The following is a 14,949-nucleotide window of genomic DNA, read 5'->3' as shown; positions in this document are numbered from 1 at the left end:
CCTCACGCCGTCACGAAGTCGATGAGCTCCTCGACGCGCCCGAGCAGCGAGGGCTCGAGGTCCGCGTAGCTGCGGACCGTACGCAGGATCCGCTGCCACGCCTGGGCGACGTCCGCCTGGTCGGCGGCGGGCCAGCCGAGCTCGCGCAGAATGCCGAGCTTCCACTCGGTGCCGCGCTCGATGGTCGGCCACGACTGCAGGCCGAGCCGCTCGGGGCGCACGGCCTGCCACACGTCCACGTAGGGGTGCCCCAGCACCAGCACGGTGTCTCGCGGCGCCGCGCGCAGCGCGTCGGCGGCGATCCTCGCCTCCTTCGAGCCGGGCACGAGGTGGTCGACGAGCACGCCGACGCGGCGGTCCGGGCTGGGGGCGAAGTCACGCAGAGCGTCCACGAGGTGGTCGACACCCTCGAGGAGCTCGACGACGACGCCCTCGATGCGCAGGTCGTCGCCCCAGACCTTCTCGACCAGCTCGGCGTCGTGCTTGCCCTCGACCCAGATCCGCGACCCACGGGCGACGCGCGCCCGGGCCCCGTGCACGGCGCGCGAGCCGGAGGCGGTGCGCTCGGGGGCGCGGGGGGCCGTCGACGTCACCGGTGGCGTGAGGCGCACGGGCTCGCCGTCGACCCAGAACCCCGGGCCGAGGGGGAAGGTGCGGGTGCGTCCGTGCCGGTCCTCGAGGACCACCACGTGCTGGCCCCCCGACTTCTCGACGCGCACGACTGCGCCGACCCACCCGGTCGTGACCTCCTCGACGACGAGGCCGCGCTCCGCCGCCTGGGGCCGCGAGACCCGTGGTGCGCGGTGGTGCTCGGGGCGCGCGGCACCCGTCCCGCCGCCGAGCACGTCGCTGCCGTACCGATCCATCTCGACCTCCGTCCTCCGGTCCGTCACCCTAGGGGGCGTGGCGGACCGCACGGCCGGAACCGGACGGGCGCGGCGTAGGATTGGCACTCGGCAGGGTCGAGTGCTACCCGCGGGGTGCGACCGGGCAGCGCCAGGGGAACGGCCGGACGGGTAGCGGTCGACGGGCGACGGCGAAGGACGGAGGCGGCGATGAGCGACGAGCGGCGGATGGACGTGCTGCGCGCGATCGTCGAGGACTACGTCGCGACGAGCGAGCCTGTGGGCTCGCGCGCCCTCGTCGAGCGCCACTCGCTCGGGGTGTCGTCGGCCACCATCCGCAACGACATGGCCGCGCTCGAGGACTCGGGGTACATCGCCCAGCCGCACACGTCCGCCGGTCGCATCCCGACCGACAAGGGCTACCGCGTCTTCGTCGACCGCCTGACGACCGTCAAGCCGCTGTCGGCGCCCGAGAAGCGCGCGATCGGCGCGTTCCTCGAGGACGCCGTCGACCTCGACGACGTCGTGGACCGCTCCGTGCGCCTGCTCGCGCAGCTCACCCACCAGGTCGCGGTCGTGCAGTACCCGTCGCTGCGGCGCTCGACGCTGCGGCACGTCGAGCTCGTCCCGCTCGCCCCGCGGCACCTGCTCGTCGTGCTCATCACCGACACCGGCCGCGTCGAGCAGCGCACGCTCGAGACGTCGCTCGACCTCACCGAGCCCGTCGTCGCGCAGCTGCGGGTCACGCTCAACGCGCGGGTCGCGGGCCGGCGCATCGGCGAGCTCGCGGGCCTCGTCGACGACCTGGCCGAGCAGTACTCCGCGGACGAGCTGGCGCTCTTGCGGCGGGTCGTCGGGGTGGTCGAGGAGACCCTCACGCAGGAGAGCGAGGAGCGGGTGGTGCTCGCGGGCACCGCGAACCTCGCGCGGGGCAACGACGACTTCGCACGCAGCCTCGGCCCGGTCCTCGAGGCGCTCGAGGAGCAGGTCGTCCTGATGCGCCTGCTGTCGGACATGGCGGAGGACAACGCGACCGTGTCCGTGCGCATCGGGCACGAGACCCGGCACGACGGGCTCGTCAGCACGAGCTTCGTGACCAGCGGGTACGGCGACGAGAGCGGCGCGTCGATCGCCCGCGTGGGCGCGATCGGCCCGACGCGCATGGACTATCCCGCGACCATGGCATCGGTGCGCGCCGTGGCCCGCTACCTCACCCGGATCCTCGCCGGGTGACTGCCTCCCGCACCCGGCACACCCAGACGACGAACACCCGGACGCCCAGGCGTCCTGACCGCCCGACGAGCCCGCCAGGAAGCGAGCACACCACCTCGTGAGCAACGACTACTACGAGATCCTCGGCGTCGCGCACGACGCGACGCCCGAGCAGATCAAGAAGGCCTACCGGAAGCTGGCGCGCGAGCACCACCCCGACGTGGCGGGCGACGACCCGGCCGCGGAGGACCGGTTCAAGGACGTCTCGCGCGCGTACGAGGTGCTCGGCAACCCCGAGAAGCGCCGCGCGTACGACCTGGGCGCCGACCCGTCGTCGCCCGGCGGCGGCATGGGTGGCGGCTTCGGGTTCCAGGACATCTTCGAGACGTTCTTCGGTGCGGCGACGGGTGCCTCGGCGCAGCGTGGGCCGATCCCGCGCTCGCGGCGCGGCCAGGACGCGCTCGTGCGGCTGGACCTCGACCTCACCGAGGTCACGTTCGGCGTGCACCGCGAGGTCGCGGTCGACACCGCGGTCCTGTGCCCCACCTGCCAGGGCTCGTGCTGCCGGCCCGGCACGTCGCCGCGCACGTGCGAGGTCTGCCACGGTCGCGGCACGGTGCAGCGGGTCGCGCGCTCGTTCCTGGGCCAGGTCATGACGAACCAGCCGTGCGCGGCCTGCCGCGGCTTCGGCTCGACCATCCCTGAGCCCTGCACGGAGTGCGCGGGCGAGGGTCGCGTGCGCTCGCGCCGCACGCTCGCGGTCGACGTCCCCGCGGGCGTCGACACGGGCACGCGCATCAAGCTCACGGGTCAGGGCGAGGTCGGCCCGGCCGGCGGCCCGGCCGGCGACGTCTACCTCGAGGTGCGCGAGCGTCGGCACGAGGTGTTCCAGCGTGACGGGGACGACCTGCACGCGACGCTCTCGGTGCCGATGACGGCGGCGGCACTCGGCACGGTGCTGACGCTCGACACGCTCGACGGCCCGCAGGAGGTCGACCTGCACCCCGGCACGCAGCCGGAGCAGGTCGTCACGCTCAAGGGCCTGGGCGTCGGGCACCTGCACGTGGGTGGGCGCGGCGACCTGCACGTGCACGTCGACGTGACGGTCCCGACCGCGCTGGACGACGAGCAGGTCGAGCTCCTGCAGCGCCTCGCGGCCCTGCGCGGCGAGGAGCGTCCGGAGGCGCGGTTCGCCGCGTCGCACCAGGGCGTCTTCAGCAAGCTGCGCGACAAGCTCGCCGGACGCTGAGGTGACGGCTCCCGTCTTCCTCGTCGAGCCGGGCAGGCTCGACGAGGTGACCTCGGGCGACGTGTTCCGGCTCGACGGCGCCGAGGGTCGCCACGCGGGCGTCGTCCAGCGCCGGGCGCCCGGGGAGCGCGTCGACGTCGTCGACACGCGTGGCGTGCGCCTCGTCGGCGTCGTCGCGAGCGTGGGCGCCGACGGCGTGGACGTGCGGGCGGAGGCGGTCGTGCGCGAGGCCGCACCGGACGTGCGGCTCGTGCTCGTGCAGGCGCTCGCCAAGGGCGACCGCGACGAGCTCGCGATCGAAGCCGCGACCGAGGTGGGCGTCGATGCGGTGGTGCCGTGGCAGGCGGAGCGCTCGATCGTCGTGTGGCGGGGCGAGCGCGCCGCCAAGTCGCGGGCCCGCTGGCTCGGGACGGTCCGCACCGCGGCGAAGCAGGCCCGGCGCGCCTGGGTCCCCGACGTGGACGTCGCGATCGAGTCGAAGCCGCTCGCGGCGCGCACGCGGCAGGTGGTCGCCGACGGCGGCGCGGTGCTCGTGCTGCACGAGGACGCCACCGAGCCGCTGTCCGACGCGATGCTGCCGACGGCGGGCGACGTGCTGGTCGTCGTCGGCCCCGAGGGTGGGATCGGCGACGACGAGCTCGCCCGCCTGAGGGACGCCGGCGCGCGGCCGGTGCGCCTGGGCCCGCACGTCCTGCGCACGTCGACCGCCGGCCCGGTCGCGCTCGCGCTGCTCTCGACGCGCCTCGGCCGCTGGTCGTAGGCGCTGGTCCGCATGGCGACGGCGCCGGTCCCGCGAGTCTGCACTCGCGGGACCGGCGCCGCTCTCACGCGCCGCCGTGCGTCAGGAGGGTGACGCCGGCGGGTGGCTCAGCGCGTGTCCGCCGTGGACGAGACCGCGGCGCGGCCTGCCTCGAGCCGCGCGACCGGCACGCGGAACGGGCTGCAGGACACGTAGTCCAGCCCGACCTCGTGGAAGAACCGGATGCTCTCCGGGTCCCCGCCGTGCTCGCCGCAGACGCCCAGGTGCAGGTCCGGACGCGCCGCCCGGCCCTCCTCGACAGCGATCCGCACGAGGCGTCCGACGCCACGGGTGTCGATGGTCTCGAACGGGGAGACCGCGAGCACGCCGTTCGCCGTGTACTGCGCGAAGAACGCACCCTCGACGTCGTCACGCGAGAAGCCCCACGTGGTCTGGGTCAGGTCGTTCGTGCCGAACGAGAAGAACTGCGCCTCGGTCGCCAGACGGCCGGCCGTGAGTGCTGCGCGCGGGAGCTCGATCATGCAGCCGACCGGCAGGTCGAGCCGCTGGCCCGTCTCGGCGGCGACCTCCGCCATGATCGTCAGCGCCTCCTCGCGCACGAGCCGCAGCTCCTGCACCGAGCCGACGAGCGGGACCATGATCTCGGGGCGCGGTGCGTGGCCGTCCGCGAGCAGCCGGGCGGTCGCCTCGCAGACCGCGCGGATCTGCAGCGCGAACAGCCCGGGGATCACGAGCCCGAGCCGGACGCCACGCAGGCCGAGCATCGGGTTGGCCTCGTGCATGCGCCGCACGGCGCCGAGCAGCGCGACGTCGTGCGCGTCCACGTCGCCGCGCGCCTCGGCCAGCGCGACCTTGACCGAGAGGTCGGTGAGGTCGGGCAGGAACTCGTGCAGCGGCGGGTCGAGCAGGCGGATCGTCGCCGGCAGGCCGTCCATCTCGCGCAGGATGCCGACGAAGTCCTCACGCTGGACCGGCAGCAGCGCGTCGAGCGCCGCCTGACGCTCGGCGTCGTCGGTGGCCAGCACCACGCGCTCGACGAGCAGCCGGCGCTCGCCGAGGAACATGTGCTCGGTGCGGCACAGGCCGATGCCCTGCGCGCCGAGCCGTCGGGCGCGCTCGGCGTCCTCCGGGGTGTCGGCGTTGGCCCGCACCCGCAGGCGACGCACCTCGTCGGCGTGGGTGAGGATGCGGTCGACCGCGGCGACGAGCTCGCGCGTCTCCTCGTCGGGCGCCTCGGCCATCGCGACGGCCAGGCCGTCCTCGAGGTAGCGGCTGACGGGGGACGGACGCACGGGCACCGAGCCGAGGAAGATCTCGCCGGTCGAGCCGTCGATCGCGATGACGTCGCCCTCGTGGATCGTGCGACCCGCGACCGTGAGCTTGCGCGCGACGGGGTCGATGTCGAGCGCGTCAGCACCGACCACGCACGTGCGGCCCATGCCTCGTGCGACGACGGCGGCGTGCGACGTCTTGCCGCCGCGCGCGGTCAGGACGCCGACGGCGGCGATCATGCCGCCGAGGTCGTCGGGGTTGGTCTCGCGACGGACCAGGACGACCTCCTTGCCGTCGGCCGCCCACGCCTGGGCCGTCGCGGCGTCGAAGACCGCCATGCCGACGGCGGCGCCGGGGGAGGCGGCCATGCCCTTGGCGAGCAGCTCGCGCTCGGCGGCGGGGTCGAACTGCGGGAACAGCAGCTGCGAGAGCTGGGCACCGGTGACCCGGTCGAGCGCCTCGTCCATGGTGATGAGGTGCTCGTCGACGAGCTGGACGGCCACGCGGAACGCGGCGGGTGCGGTGCGCTTGCCGACGCGGGTCTGCAGCATCCAGAGCTTGCCGCGCTCGACCGTGAACTCGATGTCGCACAGGTCGCGGTAGTGGGTCTCGAGCCGACGCATGGCCTTGCGCAGGTCCGCGTACGCCTCGGGGTCCAGCCGGTCCAGCTCGGCGAGCCCGGACGTGTTGCGGATGCCGGCGACGACGTCCTCGCCCTGGGCGTTGGCGAGGTAGTCGCCGTAGACGCCCGAGCGGCCGGTCGCGGGGTCGCGCGTGAAGGCCACGCCCGTGCCCGACGTCGGGCCGAGGTTGCCGAACACCATCGCGCACACGTTGACGGCCGTGCCGAGGTCGTCGGAGATGCGCTCCTGACGGCGGTACAGGCGGGCCCGCTCGGTGTTCCACGAGTTGAAGACCGCGGTGATCGCGAGGTCGAGCTGCTCGCGCGGCGACTGCGGGAAGTCCCGGCCCGTCTGCTCCCGCACGATGTCCTTGTAGGTGCCCACGAGCTCACGCAGGTCGTCGGTCCCGAGGTCCACGTCGGAGGCGACGCCGCGGGCCGCCTTGGCCTTGTCGAGCGCGTCCGAGAACTCCTCGCCCGCGATCCCGAGCACCGTGCGGCCGAACATCTGGACCAGGCGACGGTAGGAGTCCCACGCGAACCGCTCGTCGCCCGTGAACGCGGCGAGGCCGTGCACCGTGAGGTCGTTGAGGCCGACGTCGAGGACGGTCTCCATCATCCCGGGCATCGAGAACTTCGCGCCCGAGCGGACCGAGACGAGCAGGGGGTCGGCCGGGTCGCCGAAGTGCCGCTGCATCGCGTCCTCGAGCCTGCGCATGGCCATGGTGACCTCGACCCGCAGCTCGTCGGGCACGTCACCGTCGCGCATGTACTCGCGGCACGCCTGCGTCGTGATCGTGAACCCTGGGGGTACGGGCAGCCCGAGGCGGGTCATCTCCGCCAGTCCGGCACCCTTGCCGCCCAGAAGGTCCTTGGCGTCCTTGTCGCCCTCGCTGAAATCCCATACGTAGCCGGCCACGGCTCCACCTCCACGGTGTGCGACCAGGCCCCGTTGCCCGGCCGCGCTGCCACCGGGCGTCGTTGCCTGGGGGCTCGTCCAGTGTCGTCCCGCAGGGTGGACACTTCCACGGGACCAACGTCCGGGAGCGTGACCTGCGCGCGGACCCTCGCCGGGAGCCGTGGCGCGGGTCCCACGTAGGATGGGCGGCGCAGACCCCACGACGAAGGAGCGACGGCGCACGCCGATCACATGGCCGAGACGAACCCCGCACCGCACACCGGTGCGCTCGCACGCGTCGAGCACCGCATCTCGGTCCCGGCCAACGTCTCGATGGTCGAGCTCCTGGGGCTGCGCGACGAGGTGCTCACCGAGATCGAGTCCGGCTTCAGCGGCGTCGACGTGCACGTCCGCGGCAACGAGGTCCGGCTCGCCGGCCCCGCCGGGGACGTCGCGCTGCTGACGCGGCTGGTCGACGAGCTGATCGAGATGACCGCCGCCGGCACGCCGCTGACGCCCGACGTCGTGCGCCGCACGGTCGCGATGCTGACCGCCGGGTCGCACGCACGCCCCGCGGACATCCTCACGTTCAACATCCTGTCCACGCGCGGCCGCACCATCCGGGCCAAGACGGCGGGGCAGAAGGAGTACGTCGACGCGATCGACCGCCACACCGTGACGTTCGGCATCGGCCCGGCGGGCACCGGCAAGACCTACCTCGCGATGGCCAAGGCCGTGCAGGCGCTCAACGACCGCAAGGTCAACCGGATCGTGCTCACCCGCCCGGCGGTCGAGGCCGGCGAGCGGCTCGGGTTCCTGCCCGGGACGCTCGCGGAGAAGATCGACCCGTACCTGCGTCCGCTGTACGACGCGCTGCACGACATGGTGGACCCCGAGTCGATCCCGCGGCTGCTCGAGGCCGGGACGATCGAGGTCGCGCCGCTCGCCTACATGCGCGGGCGCACGCTCAACGACTCGTTCATCATCCTCGACGAGGCGCAGAACACCTCCGTCGAGCAGATGAAGATGTTCCTGACACGGCTCGGGTTCGGCAGCCGGGTCGTCGTGACGGGTGACGTGACGCAGGTCGACCTGCCGTCGGGCACCACGTCGGGGCTGCGCGTGGTCGAACGCATCCTGAACGACGTCGACGACGTCGCCTTCTGCCGGCTGAGCTCGTCGGACGTCGTCAGGCACCGGCTGGTCAGCGAGATCATCGACGCGTACGCACGCTGGGACGAGAACGGGAACACGGGTCACCGATGAGCATCGAGGTCAACAACGAGTCGGACTACGCGGTCGACGAGGCGGAGTTCGCCGCGCTCGCGCGGTACGTGCTCGACGAGATGCACGTGCACCCGCAGACGGACCTGTCGATCATGCTGGTCGGGACGCAGGTCATGACCGAGCTGCACGTGAAGTGGATGGACGAGCCCGGCCCCACCGACGTCCTCTCGTTCCCGATGGACGAGCTGCGCCCTGGGCGCGACGGCGAGGTCACGCCCGCGGGCCTGCTCGGCGACGTGGTCCTGTGCCCCGAGGTGGCCGCGCAGCAGGCAGTCGCCGCGGGGCACTCGACCGTCGAGGAGCTGCTGCTGCTCACGACGCACGGGATCCTGCACCTGCTCGGCTTCGACCACGCGGAGCCGGAGGAGGAGAAGGAGATGTTCGGCCTCCAGCGCCGCCTCCTGCTGACGTTCCTGGCCGGCCGGTGAACGACGTCCCTGTCGGCCTGCTCGTCGTCGTCGCCGTCCTGGGCACCGCGCTCGCCGCGGCGCTCTCCGCAGGCGAGGTCGCGGTCGTCCGCGTCACGCGTGCGGCCGTCACCGAGCTCGTCGCGCAGCGACACCCGGCGGCGCAGCGGATCCAGGCACTGACCGAGCACCCGCAGCGTTCGGCCTCCGCGGCCGCCTTCTTCCGCCTCGTCGCCGAGATGCTCGCGACGGTGTGCCTCACGATCGTCGTCGCCGCGAGCGACCTGCCGTGGTGGGGCGTGCTGCTCGGCGGGCTCGGGCTCAGCGTCGTCGTGGCCTACCTGCTCATCCGGGTCAGCCCGCGCACGATCGGACGCCGCAGCCCGGTGCGGGTGCTCTCGGCGCTGTCTCGCCTGCTCACCGTCGTCACCGTGCTCGCGGGCCCGATCGCGCGTCGTGGCACGTCCGCGCGTGGCGTCACCGACACCGACGAGGACGAGCTGCGGGACATGGTCCAGCGGGTGAGCGAGTCCGAGGCGATCGAGGACGAGGAGCGCGAGCTGTTCCGCTCGGTCTTCGAGCTCGGCGGGACGCTCACGCGCGAGGTCATGGTGCCCCGCACGGACATGGTCACGGCCCACGCGAGCACGACGCTGCGCAAGGCGCTCGCGCTCCTGCTGCGCTCCGGGTTCTCGCGCGTGCCGGTCGTGGGTGACTCCGTCGACGACCTGCGCGGGGTGCTGTACCTCAAGGACATCGTCGAGCAGATCCCGATCGGGCCGGGGGACCGGCGCCCGGCGGGGGACGCGCTCGACGCGCCGGCCTCGTCGCTCGTGCGGCCCCCGGTGTTCGTGCCGGAGTCCAAGCCGGTCGACGACCTGCTGCGCGAGCTGCAGGGCGGTTCGTCGCACCTGGCGATGGTGGTCGACGAGTACGGCGGCATCGCGGGGCTCGTCACGATCGAGGACGCGATCGAGGAGATCGTCGGTGAGCTGACCGACGAGCACGACCCGAGCGCGCCGGTCGTGGAGGACCTCGGCGACGGGGTGTTCCGGGTGCCCGCGCGCCTCGGGCGCGACGAGCTCGGCGAGCTGTTCGGGCTCGAGGTCGACGACGAGGACGTCGACTCCGCAGGCGGCCTGCTGACCAAGGCGCTCGGCAAGGTCCCCCTGCCCGGCTCGGCCGGCGAGATCCACGGGCTGCACCTGGTGGCCGAGCGCGTCGAGGGCCGTCGCCGTCGCCTGGCCACGGTCCTGGTCAACCGTGTGGCACCCGACGACCCCATCGACGACGACGAGCACGGAGCGCAGCGATGACCGAGCCCACACGCACCACCGACGGCGAGTTCCGGGCGGGCTTCGCGTGCTTCGTCGGACGGCCCAACGCCGGCAAGTCCACCCTGACGAACGCGCTCGTCGGCCAGAAGGTCGCGATCACCTCCGGCCGCCCGCAGACGACGCGCCACACGATCCGCGGCATCGTGCACCGCGACGACGCCCAGCTCGTGCTGGTCGACACGCCCGGGCTGCACCGGCCCCGCACGCTGCTCGGCGAGCGGCTCAACGACCTCGTCAAGGGCACGCTCACCGAGGTCGACGTCGTCGGCTTCTGCCTGCCCGCCGACCAGAAGGTCGGACCGGGGGACCGGTTCATCGCCGACCAGCTCGCCGAGCTCGCGCGCGACCGGCGCGGCACGCCCGTCGTCGCGATCGTCACGAAGGCCGACCTCGTCTCGCGGCAGCGCCTGGCCGAGCAGCTGCTCGCGGTGCAGGCGCTCGGCGACTGGGCGGACATCGTCCCGGTCTCGGCCGTGGACGGCTACCAGGTCGGGGTGCTCGCCGACGTGCTCGTCTCGCACCTGCCCGAGGCGCCCGCGCTGTACCTCGACGGCGAGCTGACGGACGAGCCCGAGGAGGTCATGGTCGCCGAGCTCGTGCGCGAGGCCGCCCTCGAGGGCGTCCGCGACGAGCTGCCGCACTCGCTGGCGGTCGTGGTGGAGGAGATCGTCCCGCGCGAGCAGCCGGCCGGTGACTCGGCACCCATGCTCGACGTCCGGGTGAACCTCTACGTCGAGCGCGACAGCCAGAAGGCCATCATCATCGGGCGTGGCGGGGCTCGGCTGCGTGACGTGGGCAGCGAGGCGCGACGCGGCATCGAGGCGCTGCTCGGTGCACGTGTCTACCTCGACCTGCACGTCAAGGTCGCCAAGGACTGGCAGCGTGACCCCAAGCAGCTCGGGAAGCTCGGATTCTGACGCCGACGGTGACGACACGAGGCGGGAGAGCTGGATGCTGAAGGAGGCCCGCGCGGACGAGCACCTGCTCACGGGCCCGTACCGCGTGCTCGCGAGCACGGTGCTGGGCGTCGTGGTGCTCGCCGTCCTGGGCGCGCTCATGGGACCGCAGTGGGACCCGGTCGCGCTGAGCGACCCGCTCGCCGTGCAGACGTCGAGCACGCAGATCGGCGAGGCGCCGGCGCTGGTGCGGCACGAGGTCCGCCAGCGCGTCGTGACGGTCCAGCTCGACGGCACGAGCGTGCAGGCCCTGCTCAGCGAGCCGCAGGGCACGGACGGACCGGCGCGTGCGGTCGTCTTCGTGCACGGCGCGGGTACCGGCACGTACCAGGAGGCGTTCTACGAGCAGGCGCATGCGCTCGCCGAGGCCGGTGTGGTGACGCTCGTGCCCGACAAGCGGCTCGACACCTACTCCCTGCGGCACCGCGACTACGTCCAGATGGCCGACGACTACGCGCACTCGGTCGCCCTGCTGCGCACGCTGCCGAGCGTCGACCCGGACCGCGTCGGCGTGTACGCCGAGAGCGAGGGCGGGTGGATCGCACCCGTGATGGCCGCGAACGACCCGTCGCTCGAGTTCGTCGTGCTCGTCTCGTCGCCGGTGGTGCCGCCGCGTCAGCAGGCCGCGTTCGCGGCCGACAACTACCTGCGTGCGACAGGGGTCCCGCACGGCGTCTTCCGCGCGATCCCGCGTGCCGTCGGCATGGCGATCCCCGGTGGCGGCTTCGAGTACGTCGACTTCGACGTCACGACCTACCAGCGGCGCATGACCCAGCCGGTGCTCATGGTCTACGGCACCGGTGACTCGTCGATGCCGATCGTCCAGGGGCCGATGCAGGTGATGCGGGACACGGCGATCGCGGGCAACAGCGACGTGACCGTCCGCTACTACGAGGGCGCGACGCACGGCATCCGGGTGGGTGCGGACATCGTCCCGGCCTTCCTGAAGGACATGGCGGCCTGGGTCACCGGCCTGCCGCAGACCGCGGGCGCCGCGCCGAAGGTCGCGGGCGACCAGCCGAGCCAGACGTTCCTGGCGATGCCCGTGCCCGAGCCGCGCTGGCTGCACAACGGTGACGTAGTGGCCGTGACGCTCATCGCGTCCTGCATCGTCGTCGCCCTCGCCGGGCTCGTCGCTCCCGTGGCGCGCGGTGCCGAGGTGCTCGTCACCCGCCGGCGGCGACCGGACGGGAGCGCCGCACCGGCGGCGCACCGGTACGCGCCGGGCGTCGCACGCTGGGCCGCAGCGCTGGGCGCGGGAGTCGTCGTGACGGTCGTGGGCTTCGTCTGGTACATCCTCGCGATCGCGCGGCTCGCGCTCGACTACACGAGCAACGGGTGGGTCGTCACCGGGGCGTGGATCGCCGTCCGGGCCGTGGGGATCCTCGTGGTCGCGGCGGCGGTCCTGCTGTTCCGCTCGATCGTGCGCAACCGTGCGAGCGGCGTGCCCGTCGCACCCGGCGCCGCACGCGCGATCGCGCTCGCGATCGTCGTCGCGGCGTCCGCGATCCTGCTGGTCGTGCTCGCGTACTGGGGCGTCTACCAGCTCGGCATCTAGGATGCGGCGAGCGATCGGGGCGAGTGCGACGATCGACCGCACTTCGGGCGGTCTTTCACGCTGCGCGTCCCGGTGAGGCACCATGTGGAAGCCGCAGCCGGAGCACGGCTGCGGTCCGGACGTCGGAGAGGAGGATGCGTGCGCACGTCGTGGGGTTCAGCCACCGACCGCGGGCTCGTCCGCGAGGTCAACGAGGACGCACTTCTCGCGTACCCGCCGGTCTTCCTCGTCGCCGACGGCATGGGCGGTCACGACGCGGGCGACCTCGCCAGCCGGATCGCCGTGGAGGAGTTCGCGCAGCTCGCCGGCCAGAGCGCCGCGACCGCCGACGACATCCACGCGTGCTTCTCGCGGACCTCCGCGCGCATCCGCGGCGAGTTCACCGGCGGGCGTCAAGGCGGCACGACGGTCGCGGGGGTCGCGGTCACCGTGCACGACGACACCGCGTACTGGCTCGTCTTCAACGTGGGCGACTCGCGCGTGTACCGCTGGGCCGAGGACGTGCTCGAGCAGGTCAGCGTCGACCACTCGGTGGTCCAGGAGCTGCTCGACGAGGGCCGGATCGAGGCCGCGGACGCCGACACCCACCCTGAGCGCCACGTGCTGACGCGCGCGCTGGGCACGGGCGACGAGCCCGAGCCGGACTACTGGCTGCTGCCCGCGGGGCTGCACGACCGCCTGCTCATCTGCACCGACGGACTCACGCGCGAGCTCGGGGACACCGAGATCGGGGCGGTGCTCGAGCACGTCGCCGACGCGCAGGACGCCGCGAACGAGCTCGTCCGGCGCTCGCTCGACGCGGGTGCCCGCGACAACGTGAGCGCGGTCGTCGTCGACGTCGCGACCTCCGTCGGCGCGCTCGACGACGTCCACATCACCGTGCCGCGCGCCGGCTCGCAGCTCGGCCCGCACCTCTGGGACGAGATGCTGCACGGGGCGACGGTGCCCCGCACCCGCCGGTCGTCCGCGTCGACGCTCCCCCCGAGCGCCGACGCACCGTCGAAGGAGGTCACGTCATGAGCGTCCCCGAGTACCTTCCCGGCGACTGGTCCGCGGTGTCGCGCCCCGGCTTCGTCGCGCTGCTCGGCCCCAGCGCCGGTCCCGCGACGGCGCGTGCGTTGTGGGAGGCGTCGGCCGACGGGCTGCTCGCAGGCCTCGTCGTGCTCGCCCGCAACGGGTTCGGCGGGCTGCCGTCGTTCGCGCTCGTGCATGTCGAGCGTGGGCGCGCGCACCTCGCGCTGCGCGGCGACGTGACCGCTGAGGTCGGCACGCCGCAGGGTCCCCGCACGGTCCGGGCCGGTGAGATCGGGACGTGGTCCGAGCAGGTGTTCGACGACGTGACGTGGGTGCGACTGCGCAGCGACGACGCGCCCGGCGAGGGCGACGGCCTGCCGCTGGGGGACGGCGTGGCCGCGGCGTCCGCGCTGCGCGTGGTGCTGGTCGAGGAGTCCGACGTCGTCGCGCCCGACGGCCCGGTGGCCGCCGAGGCCGCGCCCGACGAGTCGGCCCCTGACCTCGTGGCGCCCGCGCCGGACGGTGAGGCAGCCGCTGCGGACCTCGGCGCCCCCGCGGCCGAGGTCATCGACGTGCCCGACCTGGCGCTGCCGCCGACCGGCGACGACGCCTCGGTCCTCGAGGCACCCGCGATCGACGACCCCGCGGTGGATGAGCCGGTTCACGACGGGCCGGTCCACGACGAGCCCGTGCACGACGAGCCCGTGCACGACGAGCCCGCGCACGACGAGCCCGCGCACGACGAGCCGGTGGCGGACGCACCGTTCGCGGACGTCGAGCCGGTGCGCGACGAGCTCGCGGAGCACGCTGCGGTGGCCTCCGGCTCGGCGCCCGAGCAGGGTCTGCCGGAGCAGGGTCTGCCGGAGCCGGGTCTGCCGGAACCGGCGCTCCCCGAGCTGCTCGTGCCCGAGCCCGTCCGGCCCGAGCCCGCGCGGGCGGACGAGGTCGAGCCGGAGCCGGTCCCCGCGCTCGTGGCGCTCGGTGCGCCGGAGGCGGACGTCGAGTCGACCGTCGACGGCGTGCGCACGCTCGTCGGGCCCGCGTCGCCCGACGACCACGACGGGCTCACGATCCTGTCGTCAGACCTCGCGCAGATCCGTGACCAGCTGCCGGCGTGGGCCTCGCAGTGGCCGCAGGAGGGCCAGACGCCTGGCCCGTTCGAGGTGCCGACGCCCGTGCCCGCCCCCGAGCCGCCGCGCCTGCTGCTGTCGACGGGCACGGAGGTCTCGCTCGACCGGACGGTGCTGCTGGGCCGGGCACCGCAGGTCGCGCGCGTGACGAACCGTGAGCTGCCGCGCCTGGTCGCCGTGCCGAGCCCGCAGCAGGACATCTCGCGCACGCACGCGGAGGTGCGCGCCGAGGGCGAGCACGTGCTCGTCACCGACCTGCACTCCACGAACGGGGTGCACGTGTCGCGGCAGGGCGAGGGCGCCCGGCGCCTCCACCCGGGCGAGCCGAGCGTCGTCGTGCCGGGCGAGCTCGTGGACCTCGGTGACGGCGTCACGTTCACGGTCGACGCCGGGGGCCGGTGA

At 73.7% G+C, this 14,949-nt stretch carries 12 protein-coding genes; 10 read left to right on the top strand and 2 right to left on the bottom strand.

From position 1 onward, the window contains the following. Nucleotides 1-2 precede the first annotated feature (2 nt). Nucleotides 3-866 carry a DUF3097 domain-containing protein gene (locus CGE01nite_RS05600; protein WP_141369514.1) on the bottom strand — a complete coding sequence of 288 codons (864 nt, stop codon included), beginning with the start codon at nt 864-866 and terminating at the stop codon, nt 3-5. 189 nt (nt 867-1,055) lie between these two features. Between CGE01nite_RS05600 and hrcA the strand changes: the two genes are divergently transcribed. The 3 genes from hrcA (at nt 1,056) to CGE01nite_RS05585 (ending at nt 4,066) form a co-directional block, all read left to right on the top strand. Next, nucleotides 1,056-2,078 (top strand): heat-inducible transcriptional repressor HrcA, encoded by a 1,023-nt coding sequence (hrcA, locus tag CGE01nite_RS05595; RefSeq protein ID WP_048343251.1) that lies wholly within the window; start codon nt 1,056-1,058, stop codon nt 2,076-2,078. 97 nt (nt 2,079-2,175) lie between these two features. Then, nucleotides 2,176-3,306 carry a molecular chaperone DnaJ gene (gene dnaJ, locus CGE01nite_RS05590; protein WP_048343250.1) on the top strand — a complete coding sequence of 377 codons (1,131 nt, stop codon included), beginning with the start codon at nt 2,176-2,178 and terminating at the stop codon, nt 3,304-3,306. A 1-nt stretch (nt 3,307) separates the two neighbouring features. Beyond that, complete coding sequence (locus tag CGE01nite_RS05585; RefSeq protein WP_141369512.1) at nt 3,308-4,066, top strand: 16S rRNA (uracil(1498)-N(3))-methyltransferase; 759 nt, start codon at nt 3,308-3,310, stop codon at nt 4,064-4,066. Between the two features lie 107 nt (nt 4,067-4,173). On the opposite strand, the gene ppdK is transcribed toward CGE01nite_RS05585, so the two are convergent. Beyond that, nucleotides 4,174-6,879: a pyruvate, phosphate dikinase gene (ppdK, locus tag CGE01nite_RS05580; protein ID WP_141369510.1), complete on the bottom strand. Its 2,706-nt coding sequence runs from the start codon at nt 6,877-6,879 to the stop codon at nt 4,174-4,176. A 231-nt stretch (nt 6,880-7,110) separates the two neighbouring features. On the opposite strand from ppdK, the gene CGE01nite_RS05575 reads away from it, so the two are divergent. From CGE01nite_RS05575 to CGE01nite_RS05545, 7 genes are all read left to right on the top strand, one after another. Next, nucleotides 7,111-8,124 (top strand): PhoH family protein, encoded by a 1,014-nt coding sequence (locus tag CGE01nite_RS05575; RefSeq protein WP_141369508.1) that lies wholly within the window; start codon nt 7,111-7,113, stop codon nt 8,122-8,124. After that, nucleotides 8,121-8,573 (top strand): rRNA maturation RNase YbeY, encoded by a 453-nt coding sequence (gene ybeY, locus CGE01nite_RS05570; RefSeq protein ID WP_048343247.1) that lies wholly within the window; start codon nt 8,121-8,123, stop codon nt 8,571-8,573. The genes CGE01nite_RS05575 and ybeY overlap by 4 nt, the downstream gene beginning before the upstream one ends. Further along, nucleotides 8,570-9,868, top strand: a complete 1,299-nt coding sequence (locus CGE01nite_RS05565) for a hemolysin family protein (RefSeq protein ID WP_048343246.1) — start codon at nt 8,570-8,572, stop codon at nt 9,866-9,868. The genes ybeY and CGE01nite_RS05565 overlap by 4 nt, the downstream gene beginning before the upstream one ends. Then, nucleotides 9,865-10,806 carry a GTPase Era gene (gene era, locus CGE01nite_RS05560; RefSeq protein ID WP_048343245.1) on the top strand — a complete coding sequence of 314 codons (942 nt, stop codon included), beginning with the start codon at nt 9,865-9,867 and terminating at the stop codon, nt 10,804-10,806. Before CGE01nite_RS05565 ends, era begins: the two co-directional genes overlap by 4 nt. A 34-nt stretch (nt 10,807-10,840) precedes the next feature. Next, nucleotides 10,841-12,403: an alpha/beta hydrolase family protein gene (locus CGE01nite_RS05555; RefSeq protein ID WP_141369506.1), complete on the top strand. Its 1,563-nt coding sequence runs from the start codon at nt 10,841-10,843 to the stop codon at nt 12,401-12,403. A gap of 138 nt (nt 12,404-12,541) precedes the next feature. Next, nucleotides 12,542-13,423 (top strand): PP2C family protein-serine/threonine phosphatase, encoded by an 882-nt coding sequence (locus CGE01nite_RS05550; RefSeq protein WP_048343243.1) that lies wholly within the window; start codon nt 12,542-12,544, stop codon nt 13,421-13,423. Next, entirely contained in the window at nt 13,420-14,949 is a 1,530-nt protein-coding gene (locus CGE01nite_RS05545; protein WP_141369504.1) for an FHA domain-containing protein, read from the top strand. The genes CGE01nite_RS05550 and CGE01nite_RS05545 overlap by 4 nt, the downstream gene beginning before the upstream one ends.

The sequence above is a fragment of the Cellulomonas gelida genome (assembly GCF_006538725.1).
Lineage (GTDB): Bacteria > Actinomycetota > Actinomycetes > Actinomycetales > Cellulomonadaceae > Cellulomonas > Cellulomonas gelida.
The sequence above is the reverse complement of the archived record's forward strand: the minus strand, read 5'-3'. Positions and strand labels throughout refer to the sequence as shown.

Coding starts and splice junctions, on each gene's coding strand:
- CGE01nite_RS05600 (WP_141369514.1), bottom strand. CDS start 866: ATGGATCGGTACGGCAGCGACGTGCTCGGCGGCGGGACGGGTGCCGCG.
- hrcA (WP_048343251.1), top strand. CDS start 1,056: ATGAGCGACGAGCGGCGGATGGACGTGCTGCGCGCGATCGTCGAGGAC.
- CGE01nite_RS05575 (WP_141369508.1), top strand. CDS start 7,111: ATGGCCGAGACGAACCCCGCACCGCACACCGGTGCGCTCGCACGCGTC.
- ybeY (WP_048343247.1), top strand. CDS start 8,121: ATGAGCATCGAGGTCAACAACGAGTCGGACTACGCGGTCGACGAGGCG.
- era (WP_048343245.1), top strand. CDS start 9,865: ATGACCGAGCCCACACGCACCACCGACGGCGAGTTCCGGGCGGGCTTC.
- CGE01nite_RS05555 (WP_141369506.1), top strand. CDS start 10,841: ATGCTGAAGGAGGCCCGCGCGGACGAGCACCTGCTCACGGGCCCGTAC.
- CGE01nite_RS05545 (WP_141369504.1), top strand. CDS start 13,420: ATGAGCGTCCCCGAGTACCTTCCCGGCGACTGGTCCGCGGTGTCGCGC.